At 69.6% G+C, this 15,504-nt stretch carries 13 protein-coding genes and 1 pseudogene; 6 read left to right on the top strand and 8 right to left on the bottom strand.

The genetic code is table 11. The annotated features are described in order from the left end of the window. Positions 1–151 precede the first annotated feature (151 nt). Positions 152–520 (top strand): hypothetical protein, encoded by a 369-nt coding sequence (locus tag ACN28I_RS39240; protein ID WP_420946997.1) that lies wholly within the window; start codon positions 152–154, stop codon positions 518–520. Positions 521–584: 64 nt separating this feature from the next. On the opposite strand, the gene ACN28I_RS39235 is transcribed toward ACN28I_RS39240, so the two are convergent. The 6 genes and pseudogenes from ACN28I_RS39235 to ttcA form a co-directional block, all read right to left on the bottom strand. Next, positions 585–935: a hypothetical protein gene (locus ACN28I_RS39235; protein ID WP_420946996.1), complete on the bottom strand. Its 351-nt coding sequence runs from the start codon at positions 933–935 to the stop codon at positions 585–587. A 373-nt stretch (positions 936–1,308) separates the two neighbouring features. Further along, the gene (locus ACN28I_RS39230) at positions 1,309–1,926 is read right to left on the bottom strand and encodes a restriction endonuclease fold toxin-2 domain-containing protein (RefSeq protein ID WP_420946995.1); all 618 of its coding nucleotides are present in this window, start codon (positions 1,924–1,926) and stop codon (positions 1,309–1,311) included. Positions 1,927–1,957: 31 nt separating this feature from the next. Continuing rightward, the gene (gene tnpC, locus ACN28I_RS39225; protein ID WP_420946994.1) at positions 1,958–3,385 is read right to left on the bottom strand and encodes an IS66 family transposase; all 1,428 of its coding nucleotides are present in this window, start codon (positions 3,383–3,385) and stop codon (positions 1,958–1,960) included. Positions 3,386–3,606: 221 nt separating this feature from the next. Beyond that, positions 3,607–4,545 carry a phosphate/phosphite/phosphonate ABC transporter substrate-binding protein gene (locus ACN28I_RS39220; RefSeq protein WP_420946993.1) on the bottom strand — a complete coding sequence of 313 codons (939 nt, stop codon included), beginning with the start codon at positions 4,543–4,545 and terminating at the stop codon, positions 3,607–3,609. Positions 4,546–4,560: 15 nt separating this feature from the next. Then, positions 4,561–5,389: pseudogene (locus ACN28I_RS39215) on the bottom strand (TerB family tellurite resistance protein). Further along, a complete protein-coding gene (ttcA, locus tag ACN28I_RS39210) occupies positions 5,382–6,248 on the bottom strand; it encodes a tRNA 2-thiocytidine(32) synthetase TtcA (protein ID WP_420946992.1) in 867 nt (288 codons plus the stop codon). Before ttcA ends, ACN28I_RS39215 begins: the two are co-directional and overlap by 8 nt. Before the next feature lie 66 nt (positions 6,249–6,314). Here ttcA and ACN28I_RS39205 point away from each other — a divergent pair, with 66 nt between their 5' ends. The 5 genes from ACN28I_RS39205 to ACN28I_RS39185 all read left to right on the top strand — a co-directional run bounded on the left by ACN28I_RS39205 (position 6,315) and on the right by ACN28I_RS39185 (position 13,336). Next, entirely contained in the window at positions 6,315–7,481 is a 1,167-nt protein-coding gene (locus tag ACN28I_RS39205) for a ribonuclease D (protein WP_420946991.1), read from the top strand. A 181-nt stretch (positions 7,482–7,662) separates the two neighbouring features. After that, the gene (locus tag ACN28I_RS39200; RefSeq protein ID WP_420946990.1) at positions 7,663–10,371 is read left to right on the top strand and encodes a M1 family aminopeptidase; all 2,709 of its coding nucleotides are present in this window, start codon (positions 7,663–7,665) and stop codon (positions 10,369–10,371) included. A 297-nt stretch (positions 10,372–10,668) separates the two neighbouring features. Next, positions 10,669–11,019 (top strand): hypothetical protein, encoded by a 351-nt coding sequence (locus tag ACN28I_RS39195; RefSeq protein ID WP_420946989.1) that lies wholly within the window; start codon positions 10,669–10,671, stop codon positions 11,017–11,019. Positions 11,020–11,110: 91 nt separating this feature from the next. Beyond that, positions 11,111–11,656, top strand: coding sequence for a GNAT family N-acetyltransferase (locus ACN28I_RS39190; protein WP_420946988.1), 546 nt, complete (start codon positions 11,111–11,113; stop codon positions 11,654–11,656). A 21-nt stretch (positions 11,657–11,677) separates the two neighbouring features. After that, positions 11,678–13,336 carry a DUF2339 domain-containing protein gene (locus tag ACN28I_RS39185; protein WP_420946987.1) on the top strand — a complete coding sequence of 553 codons (1,659 nt, stop codon included), beginning with the start codon at positions 11,678–11,680 and terminating at the stop codon, positions 13,334–13,336. Positions 13,337–13,342: 6 nt separating this feature from the next. Here ACN28I_RS39185 and ACN28I_RS39180 read toward each other — a convergent pair whose 3' ends face one another. Further along, positions 13,343–15,088 (bottom strand): DHA2 family efflux MFS transporter permease subunit, encoded by a 1,746-nt coding sequence (locus tag ACN28I_RS39180; RefSeq protein ID WP_420946986.1) that lies wholly within the window; start codon positions 15,086–15,088, stop codon positions 13,343–13,345. A gap of 16 nt (positions 15,089–15,104) precedes the next feature. Then, positions 15,105–15,482, bottom strand: a complete 378-nt coding sequence (locus ACN28I_RS39175) for a MarR family winged helix-turn-helix transcriptional regulator (protein ID WP_420946985.1) — start codon at positions 15,480–15,482, stop codon at positions 15,105–15,107. Positions 15,483–15,504 lie beyond the last annotated feature (22 nt).

The raw sequence follows: 15,504 nt of genomic DNA, 5'->3' as shown, positions 1-15,504 counted from the left end.
GCGCTCCCCGAGCACGAGCCCAGCGCGCCGATTTCAGTGGGCTTCGGTGGCAGGAGGGTTCGCTGCTGGGCGCGGACCTGCAGGGAGCGCGGCTCGCCGGTTGCCAGTGGATCGGGTGGGACTCACCGGGACTACCCTGCCGGAAGGATGGGTGCGCCATGCCACCGCCGTGGAAGAGCGCCGAAGCGGTCTCCCTCCTCAACAGGACGCGCTCTCCCTGGCAATAGACCTCGGCTATGCATCCACCGTGACGGCGTGCGCGTGGAGTCCGGACGGCCTGCGCCTCCTGTCTGGCTCTGACGACAAGTCCCTGCGCGTGTGGGACGCAACCTCGGGCCAATGCTCCTGGTCAGGCCATGTCATTCCCGAGGAACAGATCGCGGCGATCGATGAGATTCACGGACGCATCCTCCGGGCCTCTCCCGAAGCCTGGCGCTGGTTGGGCTGGCGCTGGACCGATCCCGCCACCGGCCAGCTCCGCCTCCTCCCCGCCGAAGCCTTCGGCCCGCTCCCCGCGTGAGCCCGAGTGACTCGCTCTCCGGCTCCATGACGCTGCCTCGAGGAGGGGAACGTCTTGCTCAGGGCTACGCCAGGAAGGCTCTGACGATCTCCTCCGCCGTGGTCTCCGCGGTCAGGTAGACAGTTCCCCGGTCGCACCTCAGCAAAAGCTGCTCGGTGTGTACGGCCGAGCGGCACCATACGGCGAACCGGGCGCAATCGCGCGGATCGCCTGTGAGCACCATGGCGTTGACCGTCCGCCTCACCTGACCGCTCACCTCGGAGTGAGGCATCGGCACATGGAACTCGAAGACCCATCGGCTGTCCGCGTCCACGGCTTCCACGAGCCGTGCCGAGGGCCAGCGCTCCCGCATCCGTTGCGCGAGAGCCTCCAACGGCATGCCCCAGCCCCCGCGAGCGATGATGTCGTAGTCCATCCACCCTGGGGGGCTGGCGTGTAGCCGAAGGCCTGGAAGATGTCCGTTTCGGTCGTGCCAGGCTCCAGCTCGAGCATGCCGCTCATGGAGTCGTCACAGAAGATCATCGGCTCGGAACCTGGGGCGAGCGAGCGGAACCACAGGGCAAGCCGGGCCGCATCACGGAGGTCGCTGTCGAAGTGAAATGACCTGCCCGCGCGGTCCAGCCCACCATCCACTCGCGAGTGGGGCATGCGCAAGTCGAAGTCCAGGCCCATGCCGCTCTCTGGCGCGCTCACTTCGCGGATGACGGCCTCTGGCCACTGGGCGCGCATCCGTCCGATGAACTCATCAGACTGGATTGCCCAGCTTCCCGTGGAGATGGCGAAGAAACTCATGGCGCGCTCTTCGTGATGACGACGATCCGGCCCGGGATACCGAGCTCTCTCATGAGCCCTTCGAAAAAGGGCATGGCACGGGCATCGTTGAGGATGACCTCGAGACCGACGGCGGGAGTCATCGGGTCCTTCAGGACGGCCGCATACCTGCTGAACTGCTCGAATTCCTTGAGGCGGATGCTGTCTCGGACCCGTTCGAGGCAACGCGACCCATTGATGAACGGACTGCTGTCCGGTTTTTCTACATGCTTGGCGTCCAGAAGGTGGGCATCGCTGGAGCGATAACCGTCTGCATCCACGGCCTGTCCGACGACCGGGACACCTTGCGCGCCCATCCAGGCAGCACTCAGTGCCATCATCGCCGCGAGACTCTCGGGCGTAAGCATTGCCCGAACTTCCTCTGAGGTGGCCTCCGGCACATTGGCCAGGGCGAGTGCGAGCGAGCGGCAAAGTTTCTCCGAGCCCTCCATTCGCGCGACAGGGTTGGGGGTCGTCCTGCAAAGGGCTTCTTCTAGCGTGTTGCCGAATGCCGGAGTGGCAAGCCACAAGCTCAGGAAAAAGATAAACGCTCTCAACAAGCCTCCAGCTTCCAAAGCCCAGTGGTAAGCGTTCACCGCCTCGGAGAATCAGGGCGGTGGTCGCGATTCAAGGGGAAGGCAGCAGAGAGGGAGCAGCCTGTCCATGCAGGTGGGCCACCATGGCGTCGGTCAGGTAATCGAGCACGTTGCGCTGCTGCAACTGGAGCGTGGTGACGGCCGTCAGTATCCGCTCGAGGTAGCGGCTCCCCTCGGCGCTGTGCGTCCCAAAGCTGCCCTTGCGCATACAGACGGCGGGGCGCAGCGCACGTTCGGCCCGGTTGTTGGTGGGCTCCACCTGCTCCATGTGCACAAACGCCCACAGCGCTGGCTCCACTTGGAGGATGGCCTCGGCCATGCCGGCCACCTTCTGGTCCGGGCACACGCGTGCCTTGCGCAGCAGTCGAGCCACTGCCGTCTCCACCTCGCGCATCCGCGCTTGGAAGGCCGGGCGCGGCAGCGGCCCATCCCGCCATTGGTGGTACAGCTCGAAGAGCTTCTTCGTCTGGCCCAGCAGGGCCTGGCCCAGGGGCATTGCCGCTCCGCCCCTGTCCACCCATTTCTGGAAGTCGCGCCGCAGGTGCGCCCAGCACACCTGCCGCAGGTTGATGTCCACCCAGTTGTAGCCACTCCACCTGTCGCTGCCCACGAAGCCCACGAAGTCCTCGCCCAGCAATCGCCGGGCGGCCTTGCCGCTGCGCTCCGGGTGGATGATGAACACGACTACCAGCGCCGTGGCGGCCACCCACAACCAGGCCTTCTTCAGCTTCTCGCGCCAGCTGGTTTCATCCGCGTTTACACTCAAGGCCTCACGCACGTACGCGCGCGCCTCTTCCACGGGCGCTCGCAGAGCGGCGCTCATGCTTCTCTCCAACTTGGAGATGCTCCCCAGGGCCACCTCCACCCCCAGCACGCTGGAGAGAAACTCCCGCACCAGCCGCTTTGTCAGCCGCAGCCGCCCTGTCATCAACGCCACCACCGCGGTGAGCCGGGGGCCAAAGGCTCCGCTCGGCACTCCCGGTGGCAGTTGGGCCTGCGTCCACACCTCACACCTCGCGCAATGCCCGTAGCGCAGCTGGTACTCGGTGACGCGCGGCTTCACCTCGGGCAGCTCCACCACCTGGTGCCGCCATGCAGCCGGCCCGTCCCCCCTGTGCTCGAGCTCGCCGCCGCACCGGCTGCACCCCTTGGGCTGCACCGCCACCACCTCGTCCACCTTCTGGGGCGGCAACAACTCACGCCGGTGCCCCTTGTGCCCGGGCTGTCCTCCCGGCTTCCTCCCCGTGGGCTCCTTGCGCTCTCGCTTCACTCCGGGCCCATCCGAGGAGGGCGGCTTGTTGGAGTTGCTCGAATTCCGCCCCAACCTCGTCCGCAGCTCGGCGAGGGTGGCCAGCGCTTCGGCCAACTCCTGCTTCAGCCCGGCAATGCTCGCCCGTGCTTCGGCCAGCTCGGCTTCGAGCTGGGCTATGCGGGCGTCTCTGGGGTCTGCCTCCTCCATACCACTGCTACATAACGCCAGCCGTCACCCCGTCCAGCACCACTTCTCCGGTCATCTCGCCCCTGCTCACCCACCCACCAACCAAGCCAGACGCGTGAACGGTTACGCCCAGTGAACGCCCTCCATGGACAGCCGGGCTGAAGGCGACAGCGCGGCAAACCGCCCGCGTCCAGGCACCAGGTGGTGGAGGCGACTCCGCCAGCTCGCCTGATTGCTCCTGTTCAGCACCCTCCGATGCCACGGAGCCAACCTGGGATACGTGGCACCCTCACCCCGTCCCTCTCCCGAAGGGAGAGGGGTTGATGCGGAGTGGGTGGCTGAGTGGTGCTCGGTTGGGCTTCAGAGGCTCGCGAGCGCCACGCGGTAGAGGGCCCGGTAGCCCATCCGCGGCGCGGGCTCGAAACGCTCCGCCGAGAGAGCTCCTCCAGCAGGCGCTTGCCGTCCTCGCTCTCGTGCAGCGCCAGCAGCGCCCGCTCCAGCAGGCCCACCACTTCCGGCGCCACGCCCATGCCCACCGGCACCCCGTCGTTGGGGGCTTCCTCGGTGTAGGCGATGAGTTCGAACGCCCCGCCCTTCCCCGGCAACACCACTTCCACGCCATCCGCGTACGTCAGCCCCGTGGACTCCGGCGGGCAGAAGATGCTCGCCACGTCCGCCTGTCCGCCCTGCACCGCCTCGAGGGCCGCCTTGTACGAGCCCGCGAACTGCTGCGCGGCGAACGTCTTCACCGGCTCCCGGCCCTTGGCCTTCAGGTACGCCACCGGCAGCAGGTAGCCCCCCACCGAGTCCCGGTCCACCCACGCCACGCGCGTGCCCTGCAGCGTCTCCAGCGTCAGCCCGGAGCCCGCCCGTGTCACCAGCGCCGAGCGGTACGACGAGCGCCCCCGCCGCACCCCGCGCGCCAGCACCCGCACGCCCATGGCCTCCACCCGCGCGCACACGAAGGGCGGCGCCCACACGGCATCCGCCCGGCCCGCCAACAGGTCCTTGGCCAGCGCCTCATAGCTGGCCGCCACGCTCACCTCCACCTTGCGGCCCAGGGCCCGCTCGATGAACGCCGTCAACTGCTCGGCCCGGTCGCGCGCCAGCCCATTGCCTAGAGAGGGCGGTAGACCGAACCGGAAGGAGAATCGTGCCGGGTTGGGAGGAGAGACGGACATGGTCGGGAGCCCGTCCTACGCCTCGCGGTCCAGCCGCGCCACTTCGTCGTCCGCCAGCCCGAAGGTCGCCTGGAGCATGTGGAGGATGCGCTGCTCGGCGAGGCTCGGCTCCTGGCCGCCCGCGTGGGCGATCTTCGTCGCCAGCCGGTAGGCCTTCAGCCGCTGGGTGTGGGTCGTCAGCCCGTGCGCCATCACCTGCAGCCGTGCCGGCAACCCCTCGGCGGCCAGCGCCGCCACCGACTCGCTCACGAAGGACTGCGCCCGCTCGGGGCTCACGTTGTGGAAGAGCGGATCCGACGCGAAGCTCTCCACCAGCGCCCGCGCCTCGGCCTCCTTCAGACGGCCGTCCGCCGCGCTCACCAGCACCATCACCTCGGCGAAGAGGCGCTCCAGCGGCTCACCCAGCGCCTCCGCCAGGCTGCCTCCGCCCTCGATGACGTCGATGATCTCCGCCACCTCGTCCTCGGAGATGCCCAGCGCGGCCTGGAACGTCTTGAGCAGCCCCAGCTCCGAGCGCGTGGCCCGGTGGTCCGCGAACGCCACGGACGCCGCCAGCCCGAAGGCCAGCATCCGGTTCTTGTGGTCCGGCAGCCGCGCCCGCAGCGAGGCGAGAATCTCCTCCAGGTCGTGCGCCGCGGACAGCCGCTGGGCGCTCGACTCCACCAGGGAGTTCGAGCTCCTCGGGCTTGGTGCCCTCGAACTCGGGGCGCTCGATGACGCGCCGCAACAACGTCTGCAACTCCCGCTGGGAGACACGGCCATCGGCCATGGCCGCCAGCAACATCACCTCCACCAGCGCGGCCTTCCGCTCCTTGCGCGCCTTGATCGCCAGTTCCTTAGGCATCCGCCAACCCTCCCAGGATTCGTGCTGCCGTCGTCGTCTGTGCCTGCGCCTGCGCTTCTTCTGCTGGAGTACCCTCGGACGCGAGCGCGGAGAAGTCGAAAACGCTCTTGTCCAGCAGGTGGCTCGGCCGCACGTTGCTCATGGCGGAGAGCACGCTCTGGCGGACGTTGGGAATCTCCTTGCCCAGCTCCTCCATCAGCTTCTGCATGCGCTTGCGCTGGAGGTTCTCCTGGGTGCCGCACAGGTCACAGGGGATGATGGGGAACTGCTTCGCCTCGGCGTAGGCGGCGATGTCCTTCTCCGGCGCGTAGCACAGCGGGCGGATGACGGTGTTGCGCCCATCGTCGCTCTTGAGGATGGGGGGCATGGCCTTGAGCGAGCCGGCGAAGAAGAGGTTGAGCAGCAGGGTGTGGATGAGGTCATCCCGGTGGTGGCCGAGGGCGATCTTGTTGCAGCCCAGCTCCACCGCCGCCGTATAGAGGATGCCGCGCCGCATCCGGGAGCAGACGGCGCACTGCGTCTTCCCGGGGGGCGTCTTCTCGAGGACGATGGAGTAGGTGTCCTCCTTGAGCATCTTGTAGGCGAAGCCCTCGGACTTGAACCAGCCCTCGAGCTTGCCGGCGGGGAAGCCGGGGTGGCCCTGGTCGAGGTTCACCGCCAGCAGGTCGAACTTCACCGGCGCGCGGCGCTGCAGCTCCCTCAGGAGGTACAGCATGGTGTACGAGTCCTTGCCACCGGACACCCCCACCATGATGCGATCTCCCTGGGAGATGAGGGAATAATCGGAAATGGCACGGCCCATGTGGCCGAGCAGGCTCTTCTCGAGGCGAAGGACGTCGGGGTTCATCGGGGTTGTCATCCTAGCGGCGGCTGGGGAAAAAACACGCTACACGTACATACCTGGTCCGCTAGCCTGCTCTCTGCCATGTCGACCTTCCCACAAGGTGCGCAGGACATCATCGATTCACCCGGAGCCCAGGCGGCCGCCCGGAAGCTCGAAGCTTCCCGGGAGCTGGCCGTGGACGTGGAGGCGGACGCGATGCACGCCTTCCGTGCCCGCCTGTGCTTCCTCCAGGTAGCCACGGACGAGGAGGTGCTGCTCTTCGACACACTCCAGCCCGGGGTGGAGGCCTCCCTGCTGGCGCCGGTGATGGGGGACCCGGAGCGGACCAAGTTCTTCCATGCGGCCGGGGGGGACCTGCCCTACCTGGCCGAGGCGGGCGTGCGGGTGCGGGGGCTCTTCGACACGCACCGGGCGGCGACGCTGCTGGGCTGGCCCAAGGTGGGGCTGGCGGACCTGGCGCGCGAGCGGCTGGGCGTGGAGCTGCCGAAGGAGCATCAGCAGTCGGACTTCTCGCTGCGGCCGCTGCCGCCGGGAATGCGGGACTACATCGCCAACGACGTGCGCTACCTGGTGGAGCTGGGCCGCCTGGTGAGGGAGGAGACACGGAAGGCGGACATCCTCGAGGAGGTGCTGCTCGACTGCCAGCGCATGTGTGACGAGGCGGCGGCGAGGCCGGACGTGGGGGCGGACTTCAAGCCGCGCCTGCCGAAGGCGGGGCTGACGCCGGGGCAGATGGTGCTGGCCAACGCGATCGCGCAGGCGCTGCACCGCAAGCGGCTGGAGTGGGCCGAGGCGGAGAACGTGCCCATGGGGAGGATGCTCTCCAACATGGCGATCTCGGACATCGCGGTGAAGCCGCCGGGCAACCCGCGGGAGCTGGCGAAGGCGGCGGGAGTCCGGGGCGCCTTCGTGAGGGCGCACGGGGAGGAGATCATCGCCCTGGTGCGCGAGCTGCTGGAGAAATCCCGGCGGGGCGACCTGAAGCCGGAGCAGGAGCAGAAGGGGCCGAAGGATCCGAACCGGCGCAAGCGCGAGGAGGCGATGAAGGCGTGGCGCTCGGAGAAGGCGTCGGCGAGGAAGGTGACGCCCTCGGTGGTGCTGCCCAACCCCGTGTTCGACGTGCTCGTGTCACGGCCTCCGGCGAACCTGGACGAGCTGAGGACGGTGCCGTACATCGGAGAGAAGCGCGTGGAGCTGTACGGAGAGGAACTGCTGGCGCTGCTCGCCCAGCACCCCGTGCAGGGCTGAGCCCTCTGCTCCACCCATCCCCGTGCATCCATCCCCAATCCCTCCCCTCTCCCCCCGGGAGAGGGACGGGGTGAGGGTATCCGTCCCCGTGCTTCCCACTGCTCACGGGTTCTATCGTGCGCGCTCCGGTGCAATAGAACCGGCCCTCGGACGTTCTTCCGCCACCCAACCGAGGGAATCCATGCACCTCCGCTTCCGCCACACCCCGTGGGCGCTGCTCGCGCTCAGCCTCGCCTGCGCCACGCCGCAGCAGACCACCGCGCCCACCGCGCCACCGCCTGCCCCCGCGGCCGAGACCCCACGCCCGCCCACGTTCCGCCTGGGCACCCAGGTGAAGCCCACGGGCTACAAGGTGGAGCTCACCGTGGACCCGCAGAAGGAGGGCTTCGACGGCGTGGTGGAGATCGCCCTCGCGCTCTCCGAGCCCACGCGGCAGGTATGGCTGCACGGCAAGGGCCTGACGGTGAAGGAGGCCACGCTCACCGCGGGAGGCCCGCCGCAGCCGGCGCGCGCGGTGACGGAGGGTGACACCTTCATCGGCTTCCTGCTGGAGCGCCCGGTGGGGCCCGGCACGGCGACGCTGCGCGTGGCGTACCAGGGGCTCGCGCCCGCGAAGGAGACGGTGGGCCTCTTCCGCCAGAAGGATGGGGACAACTGGTACGCGCTGACCCAGTTCCAACCGGATGACGCGCGGCGGGCGGTGCCGTGCTTCGACGAGCCGGGCTTCAAGGTGCCGTGGCAGCTCACGCTGCGGGTGCCGGGCAGCCAGCGGGCCTTCGCCAACGCACCGGTCGAGTCCGAGCAGACGGGCCCGGACGGGTGGAAGACGGTGCGCTTCCGGACCACGCCGCCGCTGCCCAGCGAGGTGGTGGCTTTCGCGGTGGGCCCCTTCGAGACGGTGGATGCGGCGCCCGCCGGACAGAAGGGCACGCCCGTGCGCATCGTGGTGCCCAAGGGCCGCACGGCCGAGGCCGCCTATGCCGCCCAGGCCACGCCGCCGCTGCTCGGCCTGCTGGAGGACTACTTCGGCATCCCCTACCCCTACGAGAAGCTGGACGTGCTGGCCATTCCGCAGCCCGTGCTCTTCGGGGCCATGGAGAACCCGGGCCTCGTCACCTTCCAGATGCCGCTGCTGCTGGCCCGGCCCGAGCACGACACGCTCTCCCGCCAGCGCAGGTTCGCACTCATCCAGGCGCACGAGCTGGCCCACCAGTGGTTCGGCAACCTCGTCACCCTGGCCTGGTGGGATGACACCTGGCTCAACGAGTCCTTCGCGGACTGGCTCGCGCTCAAGGTGACGGGCCAGTGGCAGCCCTCGTGGAACATGGACGCCGAGCGCGTGCGCGACAGGGCCCACGCGATGACGGCGGACCGGCTCGTCACCACGCGCCGCATCCAGCAACCCGTCGAGAGCGAGGGCGACATCCTCACCGCCTTCGACGGCGCCATCACCTACCACAAGGGCAACGCGGTGCTCGCCATGTTCGAGTCCTGGGTGGGCCCGGAGCGCTTCCGCGACGGCGTGCGCGCCCACATGCGCCAACACGCCAACGCCAACGCCACCGCGGCCGACTTCTTCCAGGCCCTCTCCGAGGCCTCGGGCACCGACATGGCGGCCCCCCTCTCCACCTTCCTCAACCAGCCCGGCGTGCCGCTCGTCACCCTGGCCTTGCAGTGCGCGGCGGGCGCGCCCCCGAAGCTGACGCTGGCGCAGCGCCGCTTCCTCCCCGTGGGCTCCCAGGGCGCGAGCACCGCGGAGCAGACGTGGCAGCTCCCCGTGTGCGTGCGCTACGGCACCGGCAAGCAGTCGGCGCGGGCCTGCACCCTCCTCACCCAGAAGACGGGCGAGCTCGTGCTCACGGGCGCCACCGGCTGCCCCGAGTGGGTCGTCCCCAACGCGGACGCGCGCGGCTACTACCAGTCGAAGCTGGAAGGGGATCTGCTCGCCAGACTCACGCGCGGCGGCGCGAAGCAGCTCTCCCTGACCGAGCGCATGGGGCTGCTCGGCGATGCGCAGGCGCTGATGGCCAGCAACGAGCTGCCGGTGGACGCGGCCCTGGGCGTGGTGACGAGTCTGCTGCCCTCGGATGACCGGGACCTGCTCACCGGCGCGCTGGGCATGGTGGGCTCGGTGCGGCGCGAGTTCATCCCCGAGGCGCTCCGGCCGAAGTACGCGGCCTTCGTGCGCCGCACCTTCGGGGACAAGGCGCGCGCGCTCGGCCTGCAGCCGCGCCCGGGCGAGGACGAGGACACGCGCCTGCTGCGGCCCTCGGTGGTGCGCGTCGTGGCGCTGCTGGGCGAGGAGCCCTCGCTCCTGGCCAGCTCCCGCGAGCTGACGCGCAAGTGGCTGGAGAATCGGAGTGCCATCTCACCGGAGATGGTGGAGGTGGTGCTGCAGCTCGCCGCGGTGAAGGGGGATGCCGCGCTCCACCAGCGCCTGCTGGCCGAGGCCCGGAAGACACAGGACCCGGCCGAGCGCGGCAAGCTCTTCGCCGCACTGGGCTCCTTCCGGGACCCGGCGCTCGCCCGCGCCACCACCGCCCTGCTGCTCTCCGAGGACTTCTCCACGCTCGAGGTCATCATGGGCCTGGCCAACAGCATGCTGCTCGAGGAGAGCACGCGCGCGCTCTTCTACACCTACGTGAAGGAGCACTTCGACGCGCTCATGGCCCGGATGCCGCACGAGGTGGGCGGCCACATGCCGGCGCTCGGTGGCCTCTTCTGCGACGCCACCCACCGCCAGGACGTGGAGACCTTCTTCCAGGAGCGCGCGGCCCGCTACCCCGGCGGACCGGAGATCCTCAAGCGCACGCTGGAGGGCGTGGACCTGTGCATCGCCCAGCGCGAGTCCCTCCAGCCCGGACTGGTGCGCTTCCTCTCACGCCAGTAGCCCGTCTCCAGTGCCGGACCCACGAGGAGCGTAATGTTCCGGCCGGCAGGAACCGTTCCTTCCAGTGGCCCCACATGCATGAGGAGCCGCCGACATGGGCACTCAGGTGGATTGCCGGAGTTCCGCGAAGAACGGGGCGGGAACCGCGGTGTGCTCCTGTGCGTCCTTCTCGATGGCGGTAGGCACCAGGGAGAGTGTCATGGAGCCGATTTAACATGTGACTCGAAGGGCGACGGTTCCGGTTGCGGCTGGGGGGAACGTGCGTAGTTTTGAAGCCGCTGTGGAGGTGGCGTGGGCATGTCTGGAGTCCGACTGGGTGGCGCGACGGCCGACGTCCATCACTGCATCGCCGCGAGCCTGAGCTGTCAGGCCTCGTGCGAGGCGGCGATGGCGCAATTGGCCGCCAAGGGAATGCGCGCTGACAGCGAGCCGATGCGCCTGCTGCGTCAATGCGCGGAGTTGTGCGAGCTGAACGCCCGTGCCTTGCAAAAGGACAGCCGCCTGTCGCGGCGCACGGCCACGCTGTGCTTCGAGCTGAGCAACCAGGTGGCACGCGCCGCGTGGCTGGACGTCAACCTGTCCTCCAACGTGCTGGCGAGGGATGCGCTGCAACTGGCCCGGGCCTGCCGGCCGCTGCTCTTCACCTGACGGCGCAACCCTCCGTTCTTCCCCGGGAAACTCCCCGCTCCTGCTGGGAGGGGGCTAGGGTGGGGGTCTTCTCGCGAGGAGGACTCCCCCCGTGCAGACGCCCTTCTTCCTGGGTCCCCGCCTGTACTTCCGCCCGCTCGAGCGCGAGGACGCGCCGAGGCTGGCGGCCTTCGTCAACCACCCCGACGTGCGCCGCAACCTGCTGACCCACCGGCCGATGAACACGGTGCAGGAGGTGGCCTTCATCGACACGCTCACCGCCAGTCAGCGGGATGTGATGTTCGCCATCGTGCTGCGGGACGGCGACCGGATGATCGGCACCAGCGGGCTGCACGACCTGGACTTCCGCAGCCGGCGGGCCACCTTCGGCATGCTGCTCGGCGAGCCGTCCGAGTGGGGCAAGGGCTACGGCTCGGAGGCCACGCGGATGGTGCTGGAGTACGGCTTCGGCACGCTGAACCTGAACCGGGTGCAACTGGAGGTGCTGGAGCACAACGTGGCGGGCATCCGCGCCTACGAGAAGGCGGGCTTCCGCCGCGAGGGCGTGATGCGGCAGCACCACTACGTGGACGGCGCGTACGTGGACACGCTCGTCATGGGCATTCTGCGCTCGGAGTGGAAGCCGTCTCCGGCATAAGGTGCGGCGCACGAGGAGCGCATGCCGGAGGGAGACACGCAGGACCTGAGGGACGTGGTACGGCGGCTGGAAGAGACGGTCTCCCGGCTGGAGGCGCGCATCGAGCGGCTGGAGACGGTGGCCCCGGCCCAGCCCCCCGCTACCCCCACGGCCAGCGCCCCGGTGCCCGGCGAGCCCGTGCCCGCCCCCGCGCCGGAGCCGAGGGACCTGGAGGCGCACCTCGGCACGTACTGGCTGAGCCGGGTGGGCATCGTCGCGCTCATCATCGGCTTCGCCTTCCTCATCATCTACCACTTCGGCGAGCTGGGCGTGCTGGTGCGGGTGGGAGCGGGCTACCTGCTGAGCGCGGGGCTCGCGGCGCTGGGCCTGTGGCTGTCGCGGCGGCATGAGCTCTTCGGGCGCATCGTCTTCGGCGGAGGCCTCGCGCTCGCCTACTTCGTCACGTACGCGCTGCACTTCGTCCCGGCGGTGCGTGTCATCGAGAGCGAGCCGCTCGCGCTGGTGCTGCTCGCGTTGAACGTGGTGGGCATCATCGTCATCGCCCAGCGGATGCAGTCGGAGACGGTGGCGGGCATCGCGCTCTTCCTCGGGTTGCGCACGGGGATGCTCAGCGACATCACCTCCTTCACGCTCATGTCCACCACCATGCTGGCGGGCGGGGCGCTCTTCTTCCTGGTGAAGAACCGCTGGGTCTTCGTGCCGCTGTCGAGCCTCGTGGCCGTCTACGCCACGCACGTCGTCTGGGCGATGCGCACGGAGGCCATCGCCCCGGGCCAGCCCGACAGCGAGCGGCTGACGCTGAGCCTGTCCTTCCTGGTGCTCTACTACCTGCTCTTCTCGGTGGCGCTGCTGGTGCACCCCCGCGAGCTGTCCCGGCGGGCGGCGCTCTCCTTCGCGATGCTCAACTGGGTGGGGATGCTCACCCTGGGCGCGGTGGAGGTGGGGCGCTGGGGCGAGCCGCACCTCTTCACCTTCTTCGTCACCCTCGCGCTGGCGCAGGGCGCGGGCGCCGCGGTGGCCCGGTGGCGAGGCGCGTCCGGGGCGGTCATCCAGACCTTCCTCGCCACGAGCATCCTCACGCTCGCGCTGGGCCTGCCCTGGGAGTATGAGGACACGGCGCTGGTGGGGGCGTGGACGGCGGTGGGGCTGGTGGCGGGAGTCGCCGGGCGCGTCCTGGGCGCGGGCGCCCTGCAGGTGGTGGGCGTGGGCGTCCTCTATGTGGCGCTCGGGGCCACGTGGCAGGTGCCGCCCTCGGGGCGCGAGCTCCTGTACGCCGCCCTGCTGGTGGGCTTCACGCTCGTCGAGCGCGCCGCGGTGGCCCCCATGGACCGGCTGCCTCCGCCTCCCGAGGGCCGCCGCCGCGGCACGTTCCAGTTCTTCTGCGCGGCGGGCGCGGGGCTCGCGCTGCTGTGGCTCGTGGGCGAGCTGATGCCCCAGGATCTCACCACACTGGGCTGGGGCGTGGCGGCCTTCGGCCTGTTCGCCCTGGGCTTCGCCGTGCGCGAGCGCTGGTACCGGCTCGTGGGCCTCGCGGTGCTGGCCGTCACCCTGGGGCGCCTGCTCCTCGTGGACCTGTCCGGGCTGCCGCCCGACCAGCGCATCCTCACCTTCATCCTGCTCGGGGCGATGCTGCTGGCCGTCTCGTACGTCTACACGCGGCTGCGCGGCAACCGGAGCTGAGCGGGCCTACTCCAGCACCGGCGGCTGGGGCCCGTTCGTCTTGCGCAGCGGCAGCTCCGGCAGCGCCAGGGTGACGAGCAGCGCCACCAGCGCGATGAGCATGGTGATGCGGTAGATGTCGCGGATGGCCTCGGAGAAGGCCTCCTTGAAGGCCAGGGCCACCTTGTCCACCGTGGCCTCGGCGGACTTCTGTGCCTGCTCCAGGCCCGCCAGCCGGTCCTTCGCCGCCGGGTCTCCCGCCTGGGCCCCGGGGGCGAGCGCCTCGCGCTGCTTCTCGAAACCCTCGGCGAGGCGCGCCTTGATGGCCGCCGCGTCGAACGAGCGCTCCGTCACCCCGCCCTCCTCGCTCACCTGCCCGCCCGCGGCCTGCTGGGGCATGAGCTGCTGACGAAGCTCCACGGGCACGTCCCGCGTGGCCGCCGTCATGCGCGTGGCCATGGACGAGGCGAGCGCCACACCGAACACCGTGCCCATGAGCGCCACGCCGATGGTGGAGCCCATCTGCCGGAAGAAGGTGGCGCTGGAGGTGGCGACGCCCACCTGGTGCGGCGCCACCGCGTTCTGGATGGCCAGCGTGAACAGCGGGATGGAGGGGCCCAGCCCCAGGCCCACGAAGATCATCTTCATCGTGAGCTCGCCCTGGGTGGAGGCGGGCCGGAGGGTGAAGGCCATCACCCCGAAGGCCAGCACCGCCACCGCCTGCGCGGAGAGGATGAGCACCTTGTAGCGGCCCATCCGGGACACGAGCTGGCCGGAGAGGATGTTGCCCGCGACGATGCCCAGGGTGAGCGGCATCATCGTGAAGCCCGAGTCCGTGGCCGACAGCCCCACCACGTTCACCATGAAGAGGGGCAGGAAGACGATGGCGCCCAGGAAGACGGCTCCGCTGATGAAGGCGGCCGCGTTGCCCACGGCGAAGGTCCTGTTGCGGAAGAGCTTCAGGTCGAGCAGCGGCTCCTGCACGGTGCGTTCGATCAGGATGAAGGCCACGAGCCCCACCACCGAGAGCGCGAACATGCCCAGAATCTGGGGCGAGCCCCACGCGTAACCCGTCTCGCCCGGAGCGACGACGCGGCGGCCCAGCGACAGGGCGATCAGCAGCGGCACGGCGAACACCGACAGCGAGAGCGCGCCCAGGATGTCCACGGAGACCTTGCGCCCCTCGTGCCGCAGCGGCGGCATGCGCGTGAGGATGAAGGTGAGCGCCACCGCTCCCACGGGCAGGTTGACGAAGAACACCCAATGCCAGCTCAAATGGTCCGTGAGGAAGCCGCCCACGAGCGGGCCCACCACGCTGGAGAGCCCGAAGACGGCGCCGAAGAGGCCCTGGTACTTGCCGCGCTCGGAGGGCGGGAAGATGTCCGCGACGATGGCGAACGCACTGGTGAAGAGCGACGCGGAGCCGACGCCCTGCAACGCGCGGGCGAGGATGAGCTGGAGCGTCGTCTGCGACAGGCCACACAGCGCCGAGCCCACCAGGAAGATGACGATGCCGATGAGGAGGATGCGCCGCCGGCCGAACGCGTCCGACAGCTTGCCGTACACGGGCACCAGCACCGTGGAGGCCACCAGGTACGAGGTGGTGATCCACGCGTACAGCGAGGCGGGGATGTTCAGGTCCTTCTGGATGGCGGGGCCCGCGGTGGACACGATGGTCTGGTCGAGCGCGGCCAGCAGCATGCCCAGCAGCACGCCCAGCAGGGTGAGGACCTTCTGCGGGCGGGTCAGCTCGAAGGGCTGGTGGTGCTTCATGTCCGGCGGCTCCAATTCAGGATTCTTCCGACAGCTCGTGGGCGATCTCGCTCAGTGTGTCGGCCAACGCTTCCAGCCGGGCCCGGGGCATGCGGCCCGTGCCCCGCTGGACCAGTTCCAACATCGAGCCCCGCATCCCGGCGAGCACGGAGTCTCCCGCTGGGGTGAGCGCCAGCTTCATCCGCCGCAGGTCCTCGGGGTCCAGCTCGCGCCGGACGAGCCCCTTCTGTGACAGGGCATCCAACGCGCGGGACACCTCCGAGGGCGGCATCCCCAGGGCCTCGGCGAGCGCTCCGGGAGAGAGGTGGCCGCGGGAGATGCTCGTCAGCACCAGGAAGTGCTTGAACTGCACGCCGTGCTCGCGCTCCAGTCGCGGCGCGACGTGGCGCTTCATGGCTTGCGAGAGCTTCCACCAG

Origin of the sequence: Archangium gephyra (assembly GCF_049060025.1) — a bacterium.
Classification (GTDB): Bacteria; Myxococcota; Myxococcia; order Myxococcales; family Myxococcaceae; genus Archangium; species Archangium gephyra_A.
The sequence above is the reverse complement of the archived record's forward strand: the minus strand, read 5'-3'. Positions and strand labels throughout refer to the sequence as shown.

Coding starts and splice junctions, on each gene's coding strand:
- ACN28I_RS39235 (WP_420946996.1), bottom strand. CDS start 935: ATGGACTACGACATCATCGCTCGCGGGGGCTGGGGCATGCCGTTGGAG.
- tnpC (WP_420946994.1), bottom strand. CDS start 3,385: ATGGAGGAGGCAGACCCCAGAGACGCCCGCATAGCCCAGCTCGAAGCC.
- ACN28I_RS39220 (WP_420946993.1), bottom strand. CDS start 4,545: ATGTCCGTCTCTCCTCCCAACCCGGCACGATTCTCCTTCCGGTTCGGT.
- ttcA (WP_420946992.1), bottom strand. CDS start 6,248: ATGACAACCCCGATGAACCCCGACGTCCTTCGCCTCGAGAAGAGCCTG.
- ACN28I_RS39205 (WP_420946991.1), top strand. CDS start 6,315: ATGTCGACCTTCCCACAAGGTGCGCAGGACATCATCGATTCACCCGGA.
- ACN28I_RS39200 (WP_420946990.1), top strand. CDS start 7,663: ATGCACCTCCGCTTCCGCCACACCCCGTGGGCGCTGCTCGCGCTCAGC.
- ACN28I_RS39195 (WP_420946989.1), top strand. CDS start 10,669: ATGTCTGGAGTCCGACTGGGTGGCGCGACGGCCGACGTCCATCACTGC.
- ACN28I_RS39185 (WP_420946987.1), top strand. CDS start 11,678: ATGCCGGAGGGAGACACGCAGGACCTGAGGGACGTGGTACGGCGGCTG.
- ACN28I_RS39180 (WP_420946986.1), bottom strand. CDS start 15,088: ATGAAGCACCACCAGCCCTTCGAGCTGACCCGCCCGCAGAAGGTCCTC.
- ACN28I_RS39175 (WP_420946985.1), bottom strand. CDS start 15,482: ATGAAGCGCCACGTCGCGCCGCGACTGGAGCGCGAGCACGGCGTGCAG.